The 23,532-nt window shown below is 63.9% G+C and carries 18 protein-coding genes; 9 read left to right on the top strand and 9 right to left on the bottom strand.

What is annotated here, in order from left to right:
- Positions 1 to 60 precede the first annotated feature (60 nt).
- Positions 61 to 813: a FadR/GntR family transcriptional regulator gene (locus ACWA1U_RS06080; protein ID WP_463724447.1), complete on the top strand. Its 753-nt coding sequence runs from the start codon at positions 61 to 63 to the stop codon at positions 811 to 813.
- Positions 814 to 824: 11 nt separating this feature from the next.
- On the opposite strand, the gene ACWA1U_RS06075 is transcribed toward ACWA1U_RS06080, so the two are convergent.
- Genes ACWA1U_RS06075 through ACWA1U_RS06060 form a run of 4 tightly spaced genes read right to left on the bottom strand, consistent with a single transcriptional unit; the run spans position 825 to position 6,086 of the window.
- Positions 825 to 2,966: a right-handed parallel beta-helix repeat-containing protein gene (locus tag ACWA1U_RS06075; RefSeq protein WP_463724446.1), complete on the bottom strand. Its 2,142-nt coding sequence runs from the start codon at positions 2,964 to 2,966 to the stop codon at positions 825 to 827.
- Positions 2,967 to 3,015: 49 nt separating this feature from the next.
- Entirely contained in the window at positions 3,016 to 3,846 is an 831-nt protein-coding gene (locus ACWA1U_RS06070) for a carbohydrate ABC transporter permease (RefSeq protein ID WP_463724445.1), read from the bottom strand.
- Positions 3,843 to 4,814: a carbohydrate ABC transporter permease gene (locus tag ACWA1U_RS06065; protein ID WP_463724444.1), complete on the bottom strand. Its 972-nt coding sequence runs from the start codon at positions 4,812 to 4,814 to the stop codon at positions 3,843 to 3,845. The genes ACWA1U_RS06070 and ACWA1U_RS06065 overlap by 4 nt, the downstream gene beginning before the upstream one ends.
- 6 nt (positions 4,815 to 4,820) lie before the next feature.
- Positions 4,821 to 6,086, bottom strand: coding sequence for an ABC transporter substrate-binding protein (locus ACWA1U_RS06060; RefSeq protein WP_463724443.1), 1,266 nt, complete (start codon positions 6,084 to 6,086; stop codon positions 4,821 to 4,823).
- Between the two features lie 224 nt (positions 6,087 to 6,310).
- Here ACWA1U_RS06060 and ACWA1U_RS06055 point away from each other — a divergent pair, with 224 nt between their 5' ends.
- The 7 genes from ACWA1U_RS06055 to ACWA1U_RS06025 all read left to right on the top strand — a co-directional run bounded on the left by ACWA1U_RS06055 (position 6,311) and on the right by ACWA1U_RS06025 (position 13,502).
- Positions 6,311 to 7,054, top strand: a complete 744-nt coding sequence (locus ACWA1U_RS06055) for a FadR/GntR family transcriptional regulator (protein ID WP_463724442.1) — start codon at positions 6,311 to 6,313, stop codon at positions 7,052 to 7,054.
- A gap of 255 nt (positions 7,055 to 7,309) precedes the next feature.
- The gene (locus ACWA1U_RS06050) at positions 7,310 to 8,677 is read left to right on the top strand and encodes an MFS transporter (protein WP_463724441.1); all 1,368 of its coding nucleotides are present in this window, start codon (positions 7,310 to 7,312) and stop codon (positions 8,675 to 8,677) included.
- A 76-nt stretch (positions 8,678 to 8,753) separates the two neighbouring features.
- The gene (locus ACWA1U_RS06045) at positions 8,754 to 10,529 is read left to right on the top strand and encodes a dihydroxyacetone kinase family protein (RefSeq protein ID WP_463724440.1); all 1,776 of its coding nucleotides are present in this window, start codon (positions 8,754 to 8,756) and stop codon (positions 10,527 to 10,529) included.
- Entirely contained in the window at positions 10,526 to 11,032 is a 507-nt protein-coding gene (locus tag ACWA1U_RS06040; RefSeq protein ID WP_463724439.1) for a ribose-5-phosphate isomerase, read from the top strand. The genes ACWA1U_RS06045 and ACWA1U_RS06040 overlap by 4 nt, the downstream gene beginning before the upstream one ends.
- On the top strand, positions 11,016 to 11,846 hold the full coding sequence (locus ACWA1U_RS06035; RefSeq protein ID WP_463724438.1) for a triose-phosphate isomerase family protein: 831 nt from the start codon (positions 11,016 to 11,018) through the stop codon (positions 11,844 to 11,846). Before ACWA1U_RS06040 ends, ACWA1U_RS06035 begins: the two co-directional genes overlap by 17 nt.
- Complete coding sequence (locus tag ACWA1U_RS06030; protein ID WP_463724437.1) at positions 11,843 to 12,643, top strand: sugar phosphate isomerase/epimerase family protein; 801 nt, start codon at positions 11,843 to 11,845, stop codon at positions 12,641 to 12,643. The genes ACWA1U_RS06035 and ACWA1U_RS06030 overlap by 4 nt, the downstream gene beginning before the upstream one ends.
- Position 12,644: 1 nt before the next feature.
- Positions 12,645 to 13,502: a phosphogluconate dehydrogenase C-terminal domain-containing protein gene (locus ACWA1U_RS06025; protein ID WP_463724436.1), complete on the top strand. Its 858-nt coding sequence runs from the start codon at positions 12,645 to 12,647 to the stop codon at positions 13,500 to 13,502.
- Between the two features lie 94 nt (positions 13,503 to 13,596).
- Here the strand turns inward: ACWA1U_RS06025 and ACWA1U_RS06020 are convergent, their stop codons facing one another.
- The 5 genes from ACWA1U_RS06020 to ACWA1U_RS06000 form a co-directional block, all read right to left on the bottom strand.
- Entirely contained in the window at positions 13,597 to 16,797 is a 3,201-nt protein-coding gene (locus tag ACWA1U_RS06020; protein WP_463724435.1) for an Ig-like domain-containing protein, read from the bottom strand.
- 57 nt (positions 16,798 to 16,854) lie between these two features.
- On the bottom strand, positions 16,855 to 18,954 hold the full coding sequence (locus ACWA1U_RS06015; protein ID WP_463724434.1) for a beta-galactosidase: 2,100 nt from the start codon (positions 18,952 to 18,954) through the stop codon (positions 16,855 to 16,857).
- A 126-nt stretch (positions 18,955 to 19,080) separates the two neighbouring features.
- The gene (locus tag ACWA1U_RS06010) at positions 19,081 to 20,412 is read right to left on the bottom strand and encodes an ABC transporter substrate-binding protein (protein ID WP_463724433.1); all 1,332 of its coding nucleotides are present in this window, start codon (positions 20,410 to 20,412) and stop codon (positions 19,081 to 19,083) included.
- A 46-nt stretch (positions 20,413 to 20,458) separates the two neighbouring features.
- On the bottom strand, positions 20,459 to 21,268 hold the full coding sequence (locus tag ACWA1U_RS06005; RefSeq protein WP_463724956.1) for a carbohydrate ABC transporter permease: 810 nt from the start codon (positions 21,266 to 21,268) through the stop codon (positions 20,459 to 20,461).
- A 125-nt stretch (positions 21,269 to 21,393) separates the two neighbouring features.
- Positions 21,394 to 22,314: a carbohydrate ABC transporter permease gene (locus tag ACWA1U_RS06000; RefSeq protein ID WP_463724432.1), complete on the bottom strand. Its 921-nt coding sequence runs from the start codon at positions 22,312 to 22,314 to the stop codon at positions 21,394 to 21,396.
- 140 nt (positions 22,315 to 22,454) lie between these two features.
- Here ACWA1U_RS06000 and ACWA1U_RS05995 point away from each other — a divergent pair, with 140 nt between their 5' ends.
- Positions 22,455 to 23,516, top strand: coding sequence for a LacI family DNA-binding transcriptional regulator (locus tag ACWA1U_RS05995; RefSeq protein WP_463724431.1), 1,062 nt, complete (start codon positions 22,455 to 22,457; stop codon positions 23,514 to 23,516).
- Positions 23,517 to 23,532: the final 16 nt, after the last annotated feature.

Here is a 23,532-nt window from a genome sequence, read left to right as displayed (position 1 = left end):
CCGCGGTGCGCTAAACATCATATGTATGCCCTTGTTGGTGCTTCCCCGTATAATTGCCGAATGGCTCCTCAGTCCCTTCCATCGAGCACAGGCAGCGCGGCCTCGCTCGGCACTCCCCGAACGCCATCTGCCCGGCTCGGTACCGCCGTCGTGCATGATCTTGTGTCGGCTGTGGTGACCGGCACTGTTAAGCCCGGCGACCTCCTGCCCACGGAAACCGAACTGTGCGCGCACTTCGCCGTGAGCCGCACCGTTATACGCGAGTCCATGAAGCGGCTCGAGGAGAAAGGCATGGTGCGCGTGGCCCAGGGCCGCGGCACCGAGATCACCGACCCCGCCGAGTGGAACATCCTCGACCGGGTGGTCATCTCCGTGATGATCGAAAACGATGTCACCCTGGGTGTCCTCGACGAAATCGCCGTGGTCCGCAGCCGGCTTGAGGAGTACCTCGCTGAAAGCGCCGCAGCCAAGGCGACCGACGACGACGTCGAAGCCCTCCGCGAGGTCCATGCGACACTGTGCGCGGCGACCGGATCCCGCGAGGATTTCGCCCAGACCGACGTTGACTTCCACACCCGTGTCATGCAGATTTCCGGCGACACCCTGGTGCAGGGCATAGCCCGTACCCTGACCCGGCGGGCTCGCGACAACGCGCGTTTCTACGGTGCGCCGGATGAGAAGGCCTTCGAGCTCACCATCGCCGAACACGCCGAGGTCCTTGACGCGATTGCTGCGGGAGACTCCAGCCTGGCCGGAAGCCGGATGCGCGATCACATTGTGAAGGCTTGGGAACGCCGTCGTATCCGCGACTGAAACCCCCATCATCAGCCCTGCGCCCGGGCGAACTGGTCCACGCGGGTGCGTGATGCCAGGGGGTGGAGACGCTCGTCGAGCGATCTTGGCCCTGCCCCGGAAACATCTGGGACGGTAATGCCAAGTTGGTGTGCGGGTGAGTTCTCCTGCACACGGAAGTCCCTCTCCGCCAGGTTCACGAACAGCGGATCCGCGTTCAGGGAGTGCCGGTCCCGTCCTGCAGCCTCCCATTCGCCGTCGAGTGCTTCGGTGATGGTGAAGTCCAAGCCACCAGCGGAATTGGTGCTCTTCACTGCATTGGCAGCCCGGATAGCACCCTCTAACGGCTCCGTATCCCAGAACAGGTTGAGGTCCGAGAAGAGCGTGTAGTTGCGGACGTCACGGGGGCCCTCAGTGCCGACGTACGCCGGGGATCCCTGGCCAACCAGCACGTTCCGCTCGAGGGTGAACGAAACATGCGGCTCCGGGCGGGTAATGGAGACCTGCCCCTGCCCGCCGAACGCAAAAACGTTCCCGCGGATGATCGCTTCCCGGCCGTAGTGGTGATGGTACGCCTGGGTGGAAACGTCGTGGACAACGTTGCCCTCGATCACCACATGGGAGGAACCCTCATCGAGATAGATTCCCCACCCACCGTAGTTGGCGCACCGGACGTCGTGGATAAGGTTGCCCCGTACGGCTGTCCCAGGGGCTATTCCTAACAGATAGACGCCGCCCATGTCGTTCAGCAGGCCCTGGCCGAGTTGGTGGATGTGGTTGCCCACAACCAGATTTCCCTGCGAAGGGCTGTCCTCGTAATCCCACATCCAGCCGACCGAGATGCCCGTGTAGTAGAAGTCGCGGATGTGGTTGTGGGCCACCGCGTTGTGCGAACCGTGCTGCAACAGCACCGCCACGCAACTCGGGTAGACGCGGCCGCCGGATTCAATGTCATTGTCACTGATTTCGTTGTCCCTGTTGAAGGCGGGACTTGCCGGATCTATTGATCCCCCACTGCGCACTGCTCCGGCACCGAGATCGAAGAACCGCGATCCGCTGACCAGGTTTCCGCGGCTGCCCTGACCCAGGCTGATGCCGTACCCGCCCACGTGTTCGACGGCGCCGTCCATGAACGCACATGATCGTGCAAACTCGAACTGGATGGCCGCGGGAACAGTACTCGCAGCCTGTACGTCCGATGCGAAGGGGACATCTTTCGGCAACACCGGATCCTCGCGGACGCCACAGGGAGGACGCGCGGCCGGCACCTCGGCGAAGTCTGCATAAGCGAAATGAATGCCTTCGAACCTGACCTCCCGCACCGGTTCACCGCCGGTACCGGTCAGGCGGACGAAAACGTCGAGCACGGGCATCCGCACATCCAGCGACCCGGCAGTTTCTCCGGGCTTTGGGACGTACAGCACGTGGGCGCCGTCCAACCCCGACAGCAGCCCGGTCGAATCGAGGTACCACTCCCCCGGAGCCTCACCAAAACGCTCCGCCACGTTGTCCAGGTAGTAGCGCGCAAATAGTTTGGCGGCATCGTCGCGCAGGGCAAAGATCGAACGGAGGCGGCTGGTGATTTCGCGGCGCGAGGTATCGACGTCGTCAATGGGCATCCGCTCCTGCACCCAGTAGTGCGGAACCACCACCTCAACCCGCTGCGGTTCGGCAAGAGATGGTATGTCGCCGTCGGAATAGCGGAAAGAACTCGCGCCGTCGAAAAGGGTCTCCACGAAACCCGCGGCAGGGTCCAGCCCCTCCTGTGATTCGATCCGAAGCATCCCCTCCCTGGGGTGCCTCGGGCGGGGGGCACGCTCACCTCCAACATAAAGGCAGCGTCCGACGGCGGGTGAGCGCGCCGCGAGCACCGCAACACCGTTCACCTCTACGGTGCGCCAGTGATCCAGCCGGACCGCGCCTTCGAACACCGGAGGATTTCCGGAGTCGAGCGCCGCGAACGTCGTGAAGGAATCCGCCGCACCCAGTTCGAGCGTTTCGTGCTGCGTGTAAGTGCCACCGGTGAGCCACACGATGGCGCGCTGCCCCGGTTCGCGGCGTTGCCGGATTAGACGGACTGCAGAGTGCAGATCCCGGACAGGGTAGCCTCGTGAACCGTCGCCGTAGACGGAGCCCTGGGGGCTTGCGTGAACTTCTATGCGGTCAGTAGACACCGAGGCCTCCATGGGCGGGGAACGGATTCGTAAGAATGGGCACGGCGCGTCAGCCCTTGGTGGCGCCGGCCGTAACGCCCGCCGTGATCTGGCGCTGGAAGATGAGGTAAACAACGATCAGGGGCAACACCACAAGGAGCACTCCTGAAAGGTACGTGGGCACGTTGTCGGGGTACTGGCCCCGGAGCGCGCTGACACCCACCATCACGGTGCGCTGCTCGGGCGACTGCATGACCAGCAGCGCAATCAGGATGTCGTTCCAGCAGAACAGGGCATTGAGGATGCCCATGGACAGGAGCGCGGGCTTCCCCAGTGGGAGCATGATTCGGCCCCAGACTCCCCACAGGCTGCTCCCGTCCACGCGCGCGGCCTCGGTGATCTCCTTGGGGATGCCCGAGTAGAAGGCCGTCATGAAGTACACGGTGAAAGGCAGGAATTGGGATACGTACGCAACGATCAGACCCGGGTAGCTGTTGATGATTCCCAGGTCGCTGACCATCTTGACGAACGGCACCATGATCACCTGGAACGGGATCATCATGGTTGCGAGGATCACCAGGAACGCGAAACGGCTGCCACGGAACGTGAGGTGACTGAGCGCATACCCGGCCATTGACGCGAGAATCAGGATCAGTGCCACCGAGAACCCCGTGACGATGATCGAGTTCATGAAGTACCGTCCCATGTTTGCCTGGACCCAGGCATCCACAAAGTTCTGGACCTGGAACGTGGTGGTGAGCCCCAGCCGGTCCAGGACGTACCCCCGGCGGTCCTTCAGTGCGAGGTTGACCGCGTAGAGCATGGGGAAGATGGTGGCGATTGCGAGTACCGCCATCGGAACTGCGATGGCCCACCGTGAGAGACGCTCGGCGCGCATCATGACTCCTTTGTCGCGCGGCGGAGCACGCGGATCTGGATCAGTCCGATGATCAGCACCAGAAGCAGCAGGAAGACCGATGCGGCTGAGGCGAGCGCGGGGCGGGCTTCGCCGTTGAGCTTCCAGATGAGGAACTCGGGCAGGTAGCTTGCAGCACCCGGCCCGCCCGCCGTCATCGTATAGAGCAGCCCGAACAAGCCGGTGAGCATACCGATGGTGGTTGTCACGAACACAAACTGGATGGTCTGCGAAAGCCCGGGGATGATCACGTACCAGATGGTCTGGCGGAGGCTGGCGCCGTCGATCTTGGCGGCGTCCAGCAACTGGCCGTCGAGCGTCGAGTAACCAGCCAGGAAAATCACCAGCGCCATACCGAAGGTCGCCCAGACATGCACAGCGAGCACGCTGGGGAGCGCGGTTTCAGGCTGGCCCAGCCAGTCGATGGTGGGCAGCCCCAGCGCTTCGCCGATCCCGTTCAGCGGACCGTTTGCCCCAAGCACGATATTGAACATTGCGCCGATGATGATGGGCGAAAGAACAACGGGGAGGAAATAGACACTGCGGTAGAGGCGGTGGCCCGGCACCTTCAGGAAGATGAAGGTTGCCAGGATCCCCGCAACGAAGACCTCGATCGGCACGAAGAGCAGCACAACCAGCACGTTCTTCGCTGAGGCCTGGAAGCGTTCCATGCTGAGCAGCTCAAGGTAATTGTCCAACCCGACGAACGCGCCGTTAAGCGGCCCATCGCCAGTGAAGGAGAAGTTGATCCCCATGATCAACGGGTAAACACGGAACGCGAGCAGAACCAGGAGTGTCGGGATGATCAACAGGAAGGGCGTCACCCGTTCCGATGTCCAGCGCTTCCTGCGCCGCGGCGGTACTGCTGCGTTACCCGTTCTCTTCCCGGAGCTTTTCCCGGAAGCCGGGCCCGTGCGGACCCGGCTCTCAGCTATTGCGTGCTTGGTGCTCACGGCGGATCAGCCTTCCGATGCAGCCAGTTGGCTCGCGGCGTCATCGACGGTAACCTCGCCCACCAGCAGCTCCTGCCCAAGCCGGTGGAGAAGGTCCAGCGTCTCGCCGCTCAATGCGGTGTGCAGCAGTGGCTTACCCTCAGGCAACGCCTCCACGATGCTCTGCGCAGCGGCAATGTCTGTGTCCAGCTCGATGGTGGTGTCAGAAACAATCTGGCCACCCGCCACGGAGTAGGCGGAAAGGGCTCCGTTGTCCACGGTTGCCTTGATCCAGTCGGCACCGACGTCGGTCTTGTCGGCGTTCAGCACGCTGTAACCGATACCGCCCTCGATGGGCAGCGCCGGCTCGGTGCCTTCGTTGACGGTGACCGGCATCATGAAGCCAAGATCATCACCGAGGAATTCATCGAACTGCTTCCAGTGTGCCGTTCCTGACGAAAGCCCGATCACCATGGCGGCGCTTCCACCCGAGAACAGGTCGAAGGAGTCGTTGAACATGGCGGTGGAGTTGGCGCCTTCGTTATACCAGCCCTGTTCAGCCGTGTCCTGCCACAGCTGGAGGGCCTGCTTTGCATGCTCGCTCTCCCAGTCACGCTCGCCTTCGATCCAGGCGTCGTATTCCTCAGGGGTGAAGATGCCGGAACCGAAACCGGATATGAAGAACTCGATGCCGAGGCCTTCCTTGTTACCCATGGCAAAGCAGGAAGCTTCAGTCTTCTCTGCAACGGCGTCACACGCATCCGACAACTCATCCCAGGTTGCCGGCGGAGTTTCGGGGTCCAGCCCGGCCTGCTCGAAGAGCGCCTTGTTGAAATAGATGGGGAAGCCCTGGAGGAACGTTGGCGCGGAGTAGGTTTCGCCGTCGGCCTCGAAAGCCGGCCAGCCTGCGAGGGTGCCCTGGAGGTCCTGCAGCTCGGCAGTTACCGGAGTAAGGAGGTCGGCGCGGGACTTCAGCTGTGTTCCGCCGTTGAAGAGGGCGAGGTCCGGGCCGGTTCCGGATTCAATCGCGCTGCCTAGCAGGGTGTAGTACTGGTCAAATGGTTGAGAGACAATCTCAACCTCAACGTCGGGATGGGACTGCGCGAACGCAGCTTTCACGTCCTCGGTGTAGGCCTCGGCCGCTGCGTCAGCGGCTCCCCAGTTCCAGATGACGAGCTTCTCTTCGCCACCTCCGCCGGCAGGCTCACCCCCTGTAGGGCTCGCGCCGCCGCATGCGGTCAGCGCCAGAACGGCTGCAATTCCCAGGGCGCTTGGTGCGATATACCGCTTCATTGCGATGCCTCTCAGAGAGTTAATTCTTACGTTTCTACGAACCGGCGGGCAGTGGACGGCTCCGCGTTGAAGCAAAGGTATAACGTAATACGTAACACTGTCAATGGATTCGATGAGGTGAATGTGACGGCAGACACGCGGCCCGCGAAACTTGGCGGAGAGGGATGCAGCGGCTGGCATGCGCTCACAGCGGCTGCTGCCGCCCTTCCGGTTAGGCTTTCCCTGTGACCGCCAACTCGCCTGCATCCCTGACAAACATCAGCGAAGCCCTGGGCACGCTCGGGCAGGGCTCGGTTGTTGCCGAGGTCGCGGAGCGCCTGTTGGCCTACTTCACGAGCGGAGACATCCCGGTGGGCACCAGGTTGCCGGCCGAACGCCAGCTCGCCGCGTCCCTGGGAGTTGGCCGCTCCGCCGTTCGGGAAGCCTTGGCTGCGCTGGAAATCCTCGGGATCGTTGTTGTGCGGCCCGGATCCGGAACCTACTTGCGCGACGGCGTCTCTGAACTGCTCCCCCGGACCCTGAGTTGGGGCATGATGCTGGGCGCGCCCCGCACCCGTGAACTGGTCGAGCTCCGTAGCGGCCTGGAGGTGCAGGCGGCGCAACTCGCAGCGGCGCGCATTACTGATGAATCCCTTGAGCGCATGAAAGTCAGCCTCGACCTGATGGAAAAAAACCTGCTTGACCTTGCCGCGTTTGTGGAGGCCGACGCCGCGTTCCACACAGAGATAGCGGTCAGTTCAGGCAATCAAGTGCTTCAGGAGCTGCTGCAGAGCATCCGGTCGCTGTTGAGGATCTGGGTAGACAGGGCGCTGACCGACGAGAGCCACGCAGCAGCCGCCCTGGCCGAGCACAGGAAGATTTTCGAAGCACTGAACAAGCACGACGCCGATGCCGCCACCCGCGTGATGACGGCTCACATGGGTACCGCGTCCCGCCGGCTGCTCGCCGGGTACGACGCCTCGCAGTAGCGCCAACGCACCGGGCCTGCACCTCCACACCCTCCTTGTCAGGACGGGAATTCGAGCATCGTGGCGTGACAAAGTGTGCCCAAAAAGAAGTCAAAGCAGTCAACCGGTTGACCAATTAGTCCCAGCAGGACTATCGTTTACATCACACCCCCGCTCCCCTTTCCGCACCCAGAAAGCTCCGGGCCGGGTCCTCAGAACATGTCCCGTCCCTTCCCCCAGGGACCACCGGATACACCGCACACACTAGGAGTCAATGTGGACACCACTCCGTCAACGGTTGAAACATCAGCCATCAGGAAGGTGGCTGTTCGGCTCGTGCCGTTCGTCGCCCTGATGTTCTTCATCAATTACCTTGACCGCACGGCAATCTCCTTCGCCGGACCCAACGGCATGAATGACGATCTGGGCCTCTCAGCAGCCCAGTTCGGTTTTGCCTCAGGTATTTTCTTCATCGGCTACATCCTGCTGGAGGTCCCCAGCAACCTTGCCCTGCACAAGTTCGGGGCACGCCGCTGGCTGGCCCGGATCATGGTCAGCTGGGGAATCGTCTCCCTGCTGTTCACCTGGGTCAGCAGCGTTGAAGGCCTTTACATCCTGCGTTTCATCCTCGGTGTTGCAGAGGCCGGCTTCTTTCCCGGAGCCATCCTCTTCCTGAGCCTCTGGGTTCCCACCAAGCACCGCGCCAAGATCCTGGCCCTGTTCTACCTCGCCCAGCCGTTGACCACAGTGATCGGCGCGCCACTTGCCGGCCTGCTCATCCAGCAGGAAGGGGTTTTCTTCGGCCTCGAGGGATGGCGCTTCATGTACTTCGGCGTGGCGCTCCCTGCGATCATCGTTGGGGTGCTGGCCTGGTTCTACCTCGCAGATTCACCCGCGCAGGCGAAGTGGCTGACCCAGGACGAGAAGACCTGGCTCACCGGTGCGCTTGAAAAGGAACGCAAGGAAACCGCCGCTTCCAACAAGCACGTCAGCGTGAAGACCGTTTTCGGGAACGGCCGAGTGTGGACCCTCTGTTTCATCTACTTCGGCTTCATCTATGGCCTGTACGCGCTGGCGTTCTTCCTTCCGACCATCATCGGTGGGTTCGAAGAGCTCTACGGAACGTCGTTTGACGTATTCCAGCGCGGCCTTATAACTGCCATCCCGTATCTGCCGGCAGCGTTTGCACTGTACTTCTGGTCGAGGGACGCTTCCCGCCGCGGAGTCAGGACCTGGCACATCGCCCTGCCTGCCCTGATCGGCGGCCTCAGCATCCCGCTCGCCCTCTTTGCTGGATCACCGGCAGCCACCATAGCCGTCATCACCATCACGGCCATGTCCATCTTCGCGGCCCTGCCGAATTTCTGGACTGTTCCCACTCAGTTCCTCACCGGGGCGGCAGCGGCAGCGGGAATCGCGCTCATCAATACCATCGGCAACCTGGCCGGTTTCAGCGCCGGCTACATTACCGGCTGGCTCCGTGACCTGACCGGGGACTACACCGTCCCGATGTTCGTTGTTGGCGGGTTCATGCTCCTCTCGGCGCTCCTGATGGTTCTGTTGGGCCGCTCGGGGAAAGTGGCCGACGGTACTCGCGCCGAAGCCCTGGACGTCCAGGGTGCGGGTCACCACACCCAGCCGTGACCCAGGTCGGGCGGCACCGCCTCGGTGCCGCCCCGTCCGCCCAGACATCCGCATCAAGCACAGTTAGGCCACCGGAATGACCCGCCTATTCAATGAACCAGCCGATTTCGCAGACGAGATGATCGAAGGCTTCGTAGCCTCCCACGGCCGCTGGGTCCGCCGGGTGTCCGGTGGAGTGGTCCGGAACACCGTGACTGCTCCGGGCACCGTAGCCCTGGTGATCGGTGGCGGGTCCGGTCACTACCCCGCCTTCGCAGGGCTTGTGGGCCAGGGCCTCGCCCACGGAGCCGCCATGGGTAACCTGTTCGCTTCTCCCTCAGCCCAGCAGGTGTACAACGTTGCGAAGGCAGCAGATAACGACGGCGGCGTCCTCCTCTCCTACGGCAACTACGCCGGCGACGTCCTGCACTTCAACCAGGCCCAGGACCGACTCCGTAAGGAGGGCATTGACTGCCGGAGCATCGCCGTAACGGATGATATTTCTTCCGCCCCGAGCAACGAACTCGAGAAACGCCGCGGAATCGCAGGCGACCTCACGGTCTTCAAGGTCGCTGCTGCAGCGTCCGAAGCCGGTTACACCCTCGACGACGTCATGACCGTCGGCGAACGCGCCAACCACCGCACGCGCTCGTTCGGCGTCGCGTTCACCGGGTGCACGCTCCCCGGCGCTGATCACCCGCTCTTCTCGGTACCCGAGGGCCGCATGGCCGTGGGCATGGGCATCCACGGCGAGCCCGGTATTGGTGAAACGGACGTCCCCACCGCCGATGAGCTTGCGGAACTGCTCGTCAGCAAGCTGCTCGGTGAAGTTCCTGATGGCGCTGGTGCCGGCAGCACCACGGGCCGTCCGCGGGTTGTTCCCATTCTCAATGGCCTGGGCAGCGTGAAATATGAGGAGCTGTTTGTGGTGTATCGCCGCGTGGCGCAGCTTCTGAGTGATGCCGGCCTGGAGATCGTTGACCCGCAGGTCGGTGAACTGGTCACGAGCTTCGACATGGCCGGAACCTCGCTCACCCTGTTCTGGCTCGACGACGAACTCGAACACCTCTGGAGCGCCCCTGCCGACGCTCCCGCATTCCGACGCGGCGTGGTCGCTTCGACTCCGCTCGAAACACAGCAGGCCGATGGCAATGCGATCCCCGGCTCCGTCGATGGACCGGTCGCGGCTGCAACCCCTGAGGCGAGCAAAGAATCCCAGGCCACGGCAGAGAAGATCCTCGCCGCTCTCAGGGCAGCGAAGGCGGTCGTGGATGAGAATGCCGATGAACTTGGCCGGATCGACGCCGTTGCAGGCGATGGCGACCACGGCATCGGGATGCAGCGCGGAGTGAAGGCTGCGGTCAACGCTGCGGAAGCCGCCGTCATTCAGGGTTCCGGCGCCGGAACAACCCTGTCCCAGGCCGGTGACGCTTGGGCGAACAAGGCAGGGGGCACGTCCGGCGCGCTGTGGGGCACGGCTCTGGCGGCGCTCGGTGAAGCGCTGGGGAACTCGGACAAACCCGACGCCGGCGTGATGGCCGACGGCGTATCCCGCGCCACCACCGCGATCATGGTCTTCGGCAAAGCGAAGGCGGGCGACAAGACTCTCGTCGACGTCCTGCTGCCCTTCCAGGAAGCACTGTCGAAATCCGCGGGTCGCGGACTAACCCTGACCGAGGCGTGGGGTGAAGCAGCCACTGTCGCCGAACAGGCGTCCAAGGACACAGCGCACCTCCTCCCGAAGATCGGCCGAGCCCGCCCGCACGCAGAAAAGAGCCTCGGCACTCCCGACGCCGGCGCCGTGTCCATGGCACTGATTATTCGAGCAATTCACAACACCCTCCTCGAGGGAACCACTAAGGAGCAATCATGACCGGGAAACTGCGCATCGTTGTCGGGTCGGACGACGCCGGCCTTGAATACAAGGAAGCCCTCAAAGCGGACCTGGATTCCAGCGACCTGGTGGAGTCCGTGCAGGATGTCGGCGTTGATGCTGATTCGCACACCCCATACCCGTCGGTGGCCATCGCTGCCGCTGAGCTTGTCGCCGCCGGCAAGGCCGACCGCGCACTGCTGGTCTGCGGCACGGGCCTCGGCGTTGCTATCGCCGCAAACAAGGTTCCAGGAGTACGCGCCGTCACCGCTCACGACAGCTTCTCCGTGGAGCGTTCCGTGCTGAGCAACAACGCGCAGGTACTGACCTTCGGGCAGCGTGTGGTCGGTCTGGAACTGGCCCGCCGCCTTGCAAGGGAATGGCTCACCTACACATTCGATGAGTCATCCGCATCCGCCGAAAAGGTATCCCTGATCAAGGAGTACGAGAGCACCAGTGACTCCCAAGGCGGTGAGGAAGCACAAGGTGTCACGTCCTGCTGAAACCCCTGCCCCGACGCCCCAACACTCGCCGGCTGGAGCCATAGTCGGCATCAGCCTGAAGATGTACTTCGGGTACGAGCAAACGCTGGCGTACTGCCGTGCAGTTTCCGCAATCGCGGCGGCTCATCCGGCGGTACAGAACGGAGACGTTGAGCTGTTCGTGCTGCCCTCCCACCCAGCCCTCGCCGAGTGCTCCCGCATCCTCGACGGCACCCGGGCCGACACCGGCGCCCAGGACATCTTCTGGGAGGACAGCGGCGCGTTCACCGGCGAGGTCAGTGCCGCCATGGTGGCCGAAACGGGTGGCCGCTACGCCGAAGTGGGTCACGCCGAACGCCGCCGCATCTTCGGCGAGGATGACGGCGTCGTTGCGCTCAAGACCGCAGCAGCCTACAGAAACGGGCTGACTCCGGTCCTGTGCGTCGGCGAGCCGACAGAAGGAACGGCTGCCAGCGCCGTCGAGCACTGCATCCGCGAGATCGACGGCATCCTGGACCGGGCAGCGGGCCTGGGCCAGGCGGGCCGGACCATCGTCGCCTACGAGCCGCACTGGGCGATCGGCGCACCCGTCCCCGCAGCACCCGACTACATCAGCGAAGTGGTCCGCGGCATCGACAGCCACCTCCGGGCGCGCCCGGGGCAGGCACAAAGCCGCGTGATCTACGGGGGCAGTGCGGGCCCGGGACTCATCGGCCAGCTGGACAGCAGCGTGGCCGGCCTGTTCCTTGGCCGCTTCGCCCACGATCCGGAGGCCCTCCGCATCATCCTGGACGAAACCGCGCAGCGGCTCGCTGAGAGGGAGGTAACCGTATGACCAGCCGGATTGGCCTGAGTACCTACTCCTTCTTCTGGCAGCTCTCGGACAAGGTTGCCGCGCCCCTCAGCCTGCACCAGGCGCTCGAGCGGACCGCCGCGCTGGGAATCGATGTGTTCCAGGTCTGTGATTACGCACCCCTTGAGACCATGAACGACGACGAACTCCGCGCAGTGCGGGCCACCGCCAACTCCCTCGATATCACCCTCGAACTCGGCACCAAGGGCATTCAGGCGGATCACCTGCGAAAGTTCCTGCACATTGCAGGCATGTTCGATGCATCGGTGCTGAGGACCATGTTCAATGTTCCGGGCCACACGCCGTCGGCCGCTGAAGCTGTCCGTATTTTCACGGAGGTGCTGCCGGAGTTCGAGGCTGCGGGAGTGAAGATCGCGCTTGAGACGTATGAGCAGGTGCCCACCTCCCGGATTCTCGAAGTGGTTCAGGCCCTGGACAGCCCCTACCTCGGCATCTGCAGCGACCCGGGTAATACTGTCGCTGCCCTTGAGCTGCCGAACGACGTGGTGGACGCCGTCGCGCCCTATGTCGTGAACATGCACATCAAAGACTTTGCGTTCAGCCGCAAGGAGGGGTGGGTGGGCTTTACCTACGCTGGCGCACCCCTCGGCGATGGCCTTCTGGACTACGACTACATGGTCCGGAAGATCCGCCCAGAAGAGAAAAACATCAACCGGATTATTGAACACTGGCTCCCCTGGCAGGGCTCCGAAGAAGAGACCATCCGCCTGGAGAACCAGTGGACGCAACAAGGCGTCGACTACCTAAGGAGCAAATGACATGTCAACCGAACTGACCGTTGCTGTTATCGGAGCCGGAGGCAAGATGGGGATGCGCGTCTCCGCCAACCTCCAGAAGAGCTCCCACACCGTGTTCTACAGCGAGAATTCTCCCGCCGGACAGGAGCGCGTCCGCGCCGAAGGCCGCGAAGTCACCACCACCGACGACGCCGTGAAGGACGCCGACGTCGTCATCCTCGCTGTCCCGGACACCATTCTCGGTGTGGTTTCCGAGGGCGTGGTCCCGCAGCTGAAGGCCGGCGCGGTCCTGCTCACCCTGGATCCGGCCGCCGCGTATGCGGGCCTGCTGGCAAAGCGCGACGACGTCGTGCAGGCCGTTGCGCACCCCTGCCACCCGTCGGTCTTCCTGGAGCGCACCTCCAAGGAGGAGTGGGCTGACACGTTCGGTGGGCAGGCTGCTCCGCAGCACGTTGTCGCCGCAATCGACGACGACGCCACCGCCGACGTCCGTGCCCTCACCGAAGCGACGATCAAGGTGATCTACGCGCCGGTCATCGAGGTGCACTGGGTGACCGTGAAACAGCTGGCCGTCCTGGAGCCGACGCTCGTGGAAACCATCGCCTGCATGATCGGGACCCTGCTCAACGAGGCGCTCCATGAGACCATCCACACCGTCGGCGTCCCGGAGGCTGCGGCGAAGGCCATGCTGTTCGGCCACGTGCAGATCGCGCTGACCAACGCCCTGCGCGGATCGAATCCGTTCTCCGAGGCCTGTGAAATAGCCATCCAGTACGGTAAGGACAGCATCATCCGTGACGACTGGAAGAAGGTCTTCGACGACTCCGAGCTGGACAACGTGATCGGCAAGATGCTGAAGCTGGACTCAGCCTCGCGCTAGATCCCGCGTCCGGGACCTTAACGCGCCGGTGGGGTGCGGAATCATGAGTTTCGACCCAGGATCCCGCACCCCACGGGCGCATTTGGTGGTTGAGCTAGCGGCCTAGCACAACCCTGTAAGTGGTGCTCGACGAGCCGTCCTCTGAGGTGACGGTTACCGTCGCCGTCCGGGTCCGTGTGTCCGCCTGAGTGACGTCAACGGTGGCATACGGGTCAGCGGGAACCACCGAAACGGTAGGCACCTTGCCGCGCCAGCCCACGGTGTACTCGGTTGTCGTAGGCTCGAACCCTTCAATTTCCTCACCATCCAGCGAGATGGACTCCGCAGTCGACACCGATGACGTTCCCGGCGCCTGGGTGAGCACCTCGAGCTCGCTCACGGTCATGTGCGTGTTGTTGCGGGCCTTCAGCACCGCACGCACCGCGTCGGTCAGCACGCCATCGAACAGCACCTCAACCGACGGCGCGGGCTGTTGGTTGGGATCGACAACAACCGGTCCGCCCGCATTGACCCACTGACCTGCGCTGTTGCGGGTCTGCACCTGCACCGATTCGGCGAAACTCAAGTGCCCACCATCACGGTAGAAGTGCACGACGGCGCCACTCACCACCGCAGGCTCAGCCAGTTGGGCTGTCAGTGTGTCCGATGCGTTCTTGGTGCCCGACCTCCAATTCGACCATGCTTTGTCCCGCAGGTCGCCGTTGCGGAGGCCCGCCGTGCTGTAGCCGGGTTCAGTGAACGTGGCGCTGATGGACGCGCCGTCGTCGTCGGCTGCGTTCGCCGTTCCCGGTTCGGTAACCTGCACGCGGACCGTCGCGGGCAGCGTGGTGCCGTCGCCGACGCTGGCAGTACCGGTCAGGGTGACAACGCCGGCTTCGTCAAAGGCGTCCTCGGGAGCCGCGTCCCACGTGACGGGAACCGACGTCGTCGCTCCCTCGGAGGCCACGGCGGTCACTGTCGTGGGCAATTCGGGCGTCCCGCCGATGAAGGTCTTGGCACGGGCGGGCTCGGTGGACACCAGCGTGTCCACGGTGACCACCGCTGTGACCTTGTGGACGTTACCCAGTGCGTCGGTTGCCGTGCCGCGGACCTTGACGGCTCCCGGCTTGGCCCAGGCCTTGTCGCCCGGAACCTTCCAGGTCACCGGCAGTTCGCCTCGGGCGCCGTCGCGGTACTCAGGTACCACGGTCGCGGGCATTTCCGGCGCTACGCCGGGCAGGGTGAACACGGACGGATCCTGCACACCAAGCACAGTCTCATCGATGACGGTCCAGCGCTGGTTCGCCCCCGAGTTCGGGAACCAGGTGGTGGCAGGCGATCCGTTTGCAGTCGCCTGCCCGCCGACCTCAAGTACCCGGCCGGATACCGCATTGACGAAAGTGTAGCTTCCGTCGCCGGTGGTCGAACGGATCCACTGTGCTTCCGGCCCAGGCGCCGTTGTAGCGTCCTGCAGCACTACTGCGGTGTCAACGACGGCCAGTTGGCTCGCGCCGTCGGACGTGGAGATCGAGAAGCGGGCACGGTTGCTGTAGCCCTCATCGAGCGGCGTGAAGTTCCAGAGCTGTTCGCCACTGGCCGGATCGGTGGTGGCGATCTGTGCACCGTCGCCGGCGGGCACCAGCGACTTACCGCTCTGGAAACCCTGCAGGCGGTAAGCGTGACCCTCCTGGAACAGCGCTGCGTCCTTCGCCACCCCGGTGACTCCCTCGACGACAAAGGTGGTCACTGACTCGGCAGGAACCTCCAGCGAGACGACGCCGTTCCGGCCCACTGCAACGGGCTCGCCCTCGGTGAGGACGTTGTCCACGTCACTCACCACGGGGGTAACCGTTGCCTTCGGCGAGACCTTCGCGAAACCGGTGAGGTCCAGGTTCACGGTGCGCGCGTCGGTGGTGTCGTTGATGTGCACAACGGTGGCACCATCACCGGACACTGCAGCGGTGGACGCAGTGTCACTCACCTTGACCAGGCGGTCGCCGGGCTCAATGTAGTGGGTGAAGTTCCGGATCGTGTTGTATTTGGTGTTGGTGTAGATGGGGCACGTCTCGAGCGTGTCCTCGGAGGTGCAGTCGAACGGGAGCTGAATGGCCCCCCAGTTGGCGCCTGCAGCGCTTTCGCCGCCAGGCTTCATGTTGTTGTAGTCCTCGACCGGCTGCCACAGCACCCAGGCGTTGGGCTCAAGCTCGCGCAGGTCATCGACGATCCGCCCGGCCATGCCGAGACCGGATTCCATCGACTCGAAGTTCTGCCCGTTGCCCCAGGACCCCCCGACTTCGCTCATCCACAGCGGCTTGTCCGCTGCCTTCGCGAGGTCGCGCGGTGTGGTGCGCTGGCCGGTGCCGTAGGTGTGCACATTGAGCTGGCTGACGACGTCGCGGACGTCCTGTGGGTAGCTGTTCCAGTTGGTCGCAAAGATGGACGGGTTGGTCTCATCCATGGCCGAAATGACGGCATCAGTGTCAGCTTCAGGGAGTTGCTCAGCAAGCGAACGCAGCACCTGCTGCTGAAGTTCGGGGCCCATGTGTGCGCCCTCCTGGCGGCCGCCGGTCGGCTCACCGTCCGGCCCAAGCTGCGTACCCCAGTACGGCGTGTTGGGTTCATTGAACGGGTCGAGCGTGTCGACCGAGATACCGTGTGCGTCCTCAAGGCGTTCGACGGCGCCCAGCAGGTAGGCGTTGAATTCGTCGATGCTCCCGGTCTTGAGCTGGTCTGCGCTGGAATTGAAGCCCCCGGACACGTAACCGCTGACGGTCTGGAACCACGGCGGGGAGTTACTGAACGCCTCCCAATGGGTGACGTCTTCCTTGATGCGGTCCACCCACCAGCGCTGCGTCTGGTCAGCGTCCGGGTTCCAGTGGTCCGGGTTCTCCGGGTCCCACCAGTCCACGTCCTCGCGGGTGGTGCCTTCCGGCGCCTTCCACCAGCCTTCGACCGCACCACCGGCACGCAGGTAATCTTCGACCTCCGGCGCGTTGCCTCCGCCGATGTTGTACCGCGCGATGTTGAGGTTCAGTCCGTCCTCACCGAACACCATTTCAGCGAGCTGCTCCCGGATTTCAGCCGGGTAGTCCCCCGTGGCGTTGGCGAACCACACCAGCGAGGTGCCCCAGCCCTCGAACTCCTCGCTCTGGTAGGACGGGTCGGGACGGACAGTCACCCCTTCAGGAAGCGGTTCTTCTGCTGCACCCGGCGGAGCGGCTGAAGCTGGAGTTCCGAAGAGGAACCCCGCGGTCAGCGCCGCAACGGTGCCGATCCCGGCAACCGCCTTCCATGGGCGGGTTGGATAATTCGTCATTGAACTGCTTCCTTCCAAAGGGGTGGTGCGTGGTCTGAAGTGATTAGGACATGGCTGTCAGGACGGCTGCCTGCGCAGTACTGCGACTTCACGCGGGCCGAGCTTGAGCGAACCGGGCTCCCCCGAGCCGGACAGGACTGCGCCCTGCACGGCGGAGGCATCGACGACGCCGTCCGTCCGGTTGATCACGAACGCGAACTCCTCGTCGCTGCCAGCCCGGAGGACAAGTTCGACGGCGCCAGCGAGTTCCGTGGGCAGTTCCGGTGTGAGCCCGGCAGCATCGGCGAAGTGCTTCAGCACCGGCCGAAGCCCTTCCGGACCGAGCCGGGTTCCGACGTAGCCCGCCGAACCCTTGCCCACGGTCCGGCGCGTGACCGCCGCGCCGCCGTCGTAGTCATGCTCATCGAAACCCGAGCCGCCAAGATCCCCCTGCCCGCCGGAATAGCGGACGACGACGTCGGCGTTGCGCACATCGATCCGGTCCGCCCACAACGACCCGACGCTCCCGTTATCCAGGCCGACGCCGGCGCCCTCAGCGAGCGGCCCGAACTCTTCCACCCGGATGCCGAGTAGCTCGCTGAACGCGCCCGGGTACCCGCCGAGCCAGACGTGGTCGTTGGCGTCCACAACGCCCGAGAAATAGGTTGTGACGAAGTGGCCGCCGCCACGGACGTACTGGTCGATCCGCCAGGAAAGCTCCTGCGGAACGACATACAGCACCGGTGCGATCACCAGCTCGTAATCCTCAAAACGGCTCGCGACCGGAACGACGTCGGCCCGGATCCCCAGTGCGAGGAACGCTGAGTACCAGTCGAGCGCTTCCTGCCGGTAACGCAGCCTGTCCGTGGGGTGGGAGTCCAGCTCGCTGCCCCACCAGGAGTCCCAGTCGAAAAGGATCGCGGCGCGGGCCGGTTTGCGGATGCTGCCCGCGATCGGCGCTAGATCGGTCAGCGTTGCGCCCAACTGCTTCACGGCGTCGAAAACGCGGCTGTTCTCACCAGCGTGCGGCACCATGCTGGAGTGGTACTTCTCCGCGCCCGCCTTCGACTGGCGCCACTGAAAGAAACACACTGCATCCGCACCGTGGGCCACGTGCGTCAGGGAATCACGGGCCATGGCACCGGGCTTCTTGGGAGTATTGATCGGCTGCCAGTTAACCGCCGAGGTGGAATGCTCCATGAGGAACCACGGTTTGCCGCCAGCGATGTTGCCCGTGAGGTTGGCGCAGAAGGACAACTCGTCGAGGTCCTGCGGGCCGGGGATCACGTAGTGGTCGTTGGAGACAAAATCGACTTCATTCGCCCAGTCGGCGTAGTTCATGCCCTTGGTCTCACCCATGACCATGAAGTTGGTGGTGACCGGGACATCGGGAGTGATCCCGATGAGCAGTGAGCGCTCAGCGACCAAATAGTCCTTCAACGCATCTGAGGAGAACCGCTTGAAGTCCAACTGCTGCGTCGGGTTGGGGTGGGACGCCGCGAGCCGCGGCGGCAGGATCTGGTTCCAGTCGCTGTAACGCTGCGCCCAGAAGGCCGTGCCCCAGGCGTGGTTCAGTTCGTCCAGCGTGCCGTAACGGGCCTGCAGCCACGTGCGGAAGGCTGTGGCGGCGTCGTCGGAATAGTCATAGATGTTGTGGCAGCCGAGCTCGTTCGATACGTGCCAAGCGGCCAGCGCGGGGTGGTCCTTGTAACGCTCGGCCAACGCGTTCACGAGGACGAGCGCGTGCTCGCGGAACACCGGCGACGTCGGACGCCAGTGCTGACGCGCGCCCGGCCACAGCGTCTCACCCGTGCGGGTCACGGGCAAAATCTCGGGGTGGGCCGTCGTCAGCCACGGCGGCGGTGAAGCGGTGGCCGTCGCGAGGTCGACGGCGATGCCGCCCTGATGGAGCAGGTCCATGATCTCGTCGAGCCAGGAGAAGTCCCACTCGTCCTGCTTCGGTTGGAGCCGCGCCCAGGAGAAAATCGCCAGCGACACAATGTTCACGCCGGCGTCGCGCATCAACCGGATGTCCTCATCCCAGACCTCGCGCGGCCACTGCTCGGGATTGTAGTCGGCGCCGAAGCCCAGCTTCGGTGCCGCCGTGCCGGCATCAACGGTAGAAGCATCGTCATTAGCGGGTGCGGGCCAGCGGAGCCAGCGGTACGGGGTGGACATGAGTCTCCTGAATGCGGGAGTGGATGAATGCGGCAAGAAATGGGACCGCCGGGCGGGATACCCCGCCCGGCGGCGGTCTAGCGGGCGCTTTCAGCGGGCTTACTCAGCGACGCTTACTCACCGGGTTCATTCAGCGACGGCGAAACCCTGCTGCTGCCCGTAATCAGCGGAGGAATCGGCCCAGCTGGTCAGGCCCTCCTGCAGCGGGGTGTCGGAGACGTAGGACTGGCCTACGGTGTCGTTGAAGATACTGTTCGAGTAGACCTGGAAGGGCAGGTAGGTCCAGCCTTCGACGACGTTCGCTGCGGACTCTGCGAACACCTGGTTGGCCTGCTGGCCGCCGAAGTACTCGAACTCGGTGTTCAGGAACTCTTCAGATTCAAGGGCTGCGGAGGTTGCAGGGAAGGCGCCGCCGTCGCCCCTGGTCTGGACGCCGTCGCCAACGTTTGCGTACTCGAGGAAGCCGTATGCCAGCGCGCCGTTCCCTGACGCAGCTGGAACGGCGAGTGAGCTGCCGCCGTTTTCAGCGCTCGTGTTGGCACCGTCTTCCCACTGTGGCAACGGAGCGACGGCCCACTTGCCTGCGCCGTCGGCTACGCCGGACTCCAGGTTGGCGGGCATCCAGGCTCCGGTTGCGAGCGTTGCGATGGTGCCGTTGCCGAGGCCCTGGTACCACTCGTCGCTCCAGGAGCCGATCGGTGCAAGGAGCTCTTCGTCGATGAGCTCCTGCCAGGTCTCGGTGAACTTTGTGGAACCTTCATCGCTGAAGTCGATGCCGACGTTGGTGCCGTCCACGGTGTACGGCTGGCCGCCTGCCTGCCAGATAAGGCTGGTGGTGAAGCCGGCGTCGCCGGTGTCGTTGGTGATGTAGACGTCGGGGTCAGCCTCGTGCAGCGTGCGTGCGGCTTCCGCGTACTCTTCCCACGTGGTGGGCACCTCGACGCCGTGTTTGTCGAAGAGTTCCTTGTTGTAGAACAGTGCCATGGGGCCCGAGTCCATCGGCAGGCCGTAGATGCCCTCGCCAGCGTGTACGGAGTTCCAGGGGCCGGGTGTGAAGGTGCCTTCAAGATCGCCGGCACCGTAGGCGTTGAGGTCGGCGATCGATTCGCTGAGTGCGAACTGCGGCAGGGCGTAGTACTCGATCTGCGCCACATCGGGCACGCCGGAGCCGGCCGCGATGGCGTTCTGCAGTGCCGTGTACTGGTCGTTGCCCGTACCGGCATTGACCAGTTCGACGTCGACGTTCGGGTATTCGGCTTCGAAGTCGGTGACGACCTGCTCAAGCGTGGGCTCCCATGCCCACACCGTCAGGGTCCCGCCTTCTTCGAGCGCGGCCTGTACTGCGTCCGCGTCGACGGGCTCGGCCTGCGTTCCGGAATTGGATCCGCCGCCGCAGGCTGACAGACCGAGGGCGAGGGCGGCGGCCAGTGCCGTTCCCGCGAGTGCTTTGGTGCGCATAGTGATCCTTGTTCTTGTTTGGTGATGGACGGTTTCTTGAAGGGGGTTATTCTTTGACGCTGCCCGCGGCCAGGCCCGACTGCCAGTAGCGCTGAAGCAGCAGGAAGGCCGCGATGAGCGGAAGGATGGTCAACAGCGACCCGGTGATGACGAGGTTGAAGATTGCCTCGCCGCCCGCCGTCGCAGCCTGTGAGTTCCAGGCATTCAGGCCGAGGGTGAGCGGGTACCAGTCGGGGTTCTTGAGCATGATCAGCGGCAGGAAGTAGTTGTTCCAGGTGGCCACCATGGTGAACAGCAGCACGGTCACGATTCCCGGCGCCAATAGCGGCAGGCAGATCTGGAAGAAGGTGCGTGCCTCGCTGGCGCCGTCCACCCGGGCCGCTTCCATGAGCTCGGTAGGGATGGCTTCCGAGGCGAAGGTCCACATCAGGTACAGGCCGAACGGTGAGATCAGCGACGGGATAATCACGGCCCACGGGGTGTTGGTCAGGCCCATCTCGCTGAACATCAGGAAAGTGGGGACGGCGAGCGCGGTACCGGGCACTGCCACCGCGCCGATGACGACGGCGAACACCGCCTTCTTCCCTGGGAAATTGAACTTCGCGAGGGCGTAACCGCCGAGCACGGCGAGGAAGGTGGCACCGCCGGCACCAAGGACTACGTAGAGCACGGTGTTGGCCAGCCAGCGGACGAAGATGCCTTCGTCGTAACTTAGGGTTTCGGTGATGTTGGACCAGAGGTCGAAATCACCGGCGAACCACAGGCCGAAGGAGTTGAAGAGGCTCTCCTGGGACTTGGTGGAGTTAATGACCAGCCACAGCAGCGGAACCAGGCTGTAGACCAGCACTATTCCCATGAGCACAGTGAGCAGGACGCTGCGCTTCGGTTTGTCGACGCTGCGGGTCTGGCTCGATCGGATGCGGGCAGGAGCGCTGGCCTTGCGATGCACGCTCGGGCGGATCTTCGCGGTGGTTGTCACGGTCAACCTTCCTTCCGCATGCCGCGGACCTGCACCACGTAGGCGATGGCCATGGTGATCAGACCCATGATGATTGCGACGGTGGCGGAGTAGTTGTACTGCTGCCCGGAGAAGGAGAGCGAGTAGGCGTACAGGTTTGGCGTGAAGTCCGTGGTGATCGCGTTGGGAGCGAGGCCCTGGAGGATGCTCGGCTCGTTGAAGAGCTGGAAGCTGCCGATGATCGAGAAGATGGTTGCCACGATGAGCGCTCCGCGAATGGCGGGGAGCTTGATGGCGGTGATGATGCGGAGTTGCCCGGCGCCATCAATTTCCGCGGCTTCATACAACGACGTCGGGATCACCCTGAGTGCCGAGTAGAAAATCAGCATGTTGTAGCCGATGAACTCCCACGTGACGATGTTGCCGATCGATGCGAGCACCAGTTCAGGGCTCAGCGGGTTGGGAAGGGAGAGGCCGAAGGCGTCATTGATGTTGCCCACCAGGCCGAATCGGGTCCCGTACATGAAGCCCCACATCAGGGTGGCGACAACGGCGGGTACCGCGTAAGGAAGGAAGATTGAGATGCGGAAGAATGCCTTGCCGTAAAGCCGCCCGCTGTCCAGCGCCAGTGCCACCAAAAGCGCGATGAGAAGCATCACCGGCACCTGGACTGCGAGGAATAGCGTCACTCGGGTCAGGGAGGACCAGAAGGACGGATCGCTGAGCGCCTGCGCGTAGTTGTTCAGACCCACGAACGCGTTGCCGCCGACCAGCTGGTTCCGGAAGAAGCTCAGAAAGATCGAGTAGGCAATCGGCGCAAGGAACACCAGCGCGAACACTGCCATGAAGGGTCCGATGAACAACCAGCCCGTCCAATTGCGGCCGGAGCGTCGCGTGGTGACCTTGTCCGGTCGCGCGACGACGGGTTGCGACGTCATAGTCATGTACGGTCCTTCGGGAGTACTTTTCTAGATGTTTACGCAAACATACTCGAGTAGGAAGTGAGATGTTTACGTAAACATGATTGTTACGATGGTCACATGAACCTTTCGGCCCGTCAACTGCCCCGGCTTTGGATGACCCCATGAGATCCCTTGACAGCGTGGAACTCGTGGACGAGTCCCAGCCGCACGCCGCACGCCAGCGGCGCGTCTCGATGGCCGACGTCGCCCGTGTTGCCGGGGTGTCCTCGCAGACTGTATCCCGCGTGGCGAACGGAAGTCCCGGCGTCGTCGAGGCCACCCGCACGCAGGTCATCGCTGCCATGAACCAGTTGGGTTACCGGCCCAACAGCGCCGCGCGTGCGCTGAAGCGCGGCAGTTTCCGCACCATCGGCGTCATCCTGTTCTCGCTCTCATCCACGGGTAACGTGCGGACTCTCGAAGCCATTGCGTTCGAAGCCGCCCGTGAGGACTTCGCGATCACGCTCATCCCGGTGTCCGCACCAACGCAGGCGGGGGTGCAGGGAGCCTTCTCGAGGTTGAACGAAATGGCAGTTGACGCCGTCATCGTGATGATGGAGGTGCACCTGCTCGACGCCGCAACTGTCTCCCTGCCCCCCGGAGTAAAGGCCGTCGTCGTCGACTCCGATGCCGGATCCCAGTACACCGTGGTGGACACGGACCAGGCAGACGGCGCACGCACCGCCGTCGAGCACTTGCTGGGCCTGGGCCATCGGACGGTGTGGCACGTGGGCGGCCCGTCGGCGTCGTACGCCAGCGAGCGGCGTATCACAGCCTGGCGGGAGACGCTGGAACGGGAAGGCCGGGAGGTGCCGCGGCTGCTGCGTGGGGACTGGTCGGCGGAGTCGGGGTACCGGGCCGGCCTGGACCTGGCGAAGGAGAAGGACTGCACCGCTGTGTTCACGGCGAACGACCAGATGGCGCTCGGCATGCTGCGTGCATTCCGCGAGCAGGGAATCTCCGTGCCGGAGGACGTGAGCATTGTGGGGTTCGACGATATAGCGGAAGCTTCCGCGTTCACACCTCCCCTGACCACCGTGCACCAGGACTTCACCGAGGTTGGCCACCGCTGCGTCGAGATGGTGATGCAGCAACTGCGCGACGAGACGCCGCCGCCGGGAACCACCCTGGTGCCCACCCGGCTGATGGTGCGCTCGAGCACCGCCGCGCCGCCGCCGTCGTAGGTTCGGTTCCACTCCA

The sequence above is a fragment of the Arthrobacter sp. TRD_SC_6 genome, from assembly GCF_055361185.1.
The sequence above is the reverse complement of the archived record's forward strand: the minus strand, read 5'-3'. Positions and strand labels throughout refer to the sequence as shown.

What these genes read in the sequence shown, in the direction of transcription:
- ACWA1U_RS06045 (WP_463724440.1), top strand. Translation starts at nt 8,754, where the DNA reads ATGACCCGCCTATTCAATGAACCAGCCGATTTCGCAGACGAGATGATC.
- ACWA1U_RS06020 (WP_463724435.1), bottom strand. Translation starts at nt 16,797, where the DNA reads ATGACGAATTATCCAACCCGCCCATGGAAGGCGGTTGCCGGGATCGGC.
- ACWA1U_RS06000 (WP_463724432.1), bottom strand. Translation starts at nt 22,314, where the DNA reads ATGACTATGACGTCGCAACCCGTCGTCGCGCGACCGGACAAGGTCACC.
- ACWA1U_RS06040 (WP_463724439.1), top strand. Translation starts at nt 10,526, where the DNA reads ATGACCGGGAAACTGCGCATCGTTGTCGGGTCGGACGACGCCGGCCTT.
- ACWA1U_RS06080 (WP_463724447.1), top strand. Translation starts at nt 61, where the DNA reads ATGGCTCCTCAGTCCCTTCCATCGAGCACAGGCAGCGCGGCCTCGCTC.
- ACWA1U_RS06015 (WP_463724434.1), bottom strand. Translation starts at nt 18,954, where the DNA reads ATGTCCACCCCGTACCGCTGGCTCCGCTGGCCCGCACCCGCTAATGAC.
- ACWA1U_RS06060 (WP_463724443.1), bottom strand. Translation starts at nt 6,086, where the DNA reads ATGAAGCGGTATATCGCACCAAGCGCCCTGGGAATTGCAGCCGTTCTG.
- ACWA1U_RS05995 (WP_463724431.1), top strand. Translation starts at nt 22,455, where the DNA reads ATGAGATCCCTTGACAGCGTGGAACTCGTGGACGAGTCCCAGCCGCAC.
- ACWA1U_RS06010 (WP_463724433.1), bottom strand. Translation starts at nt 20,412, where the DNA reads ATGCGCACCAAAGCACTCGCGGGAACGGCACTGGCCGCCGCCCTCGCC.
- ACWA1U_RS06005 (WP_463724956.1), bottom strand. Translation starts at nt 21,268, where the DNA reads ATGGGAATAGTGCTGGTCTACAGCCTGGTTCCGCTGCTGTGGCTGGTC.
- ACWA1U_RS06070 (WP_463724445.1), bottom strand. Translation starts at nt 3,846, where the DNA reads ATGATGCGCGCCGAGCGTCTCTCACGGTGGGCCATCGCAGTTCCGATG.
- ACWA1U_RS06030 (WP_463724437.1), top strand. Translation starts at nt 11,843, where the DNA reads ATGACCAGCCGGATTGGCCTGAGTACCTACTCCTTCTTCTGGCAGCTC.
- ACWA1U_RS06025 (WP_463724436.1), top strand. Translation starts at nt 12,645, where the DNA reads ATGTCAACCGAACTGACCGTTGCTGTTATCGGAGCCGGAGGCAAGATG.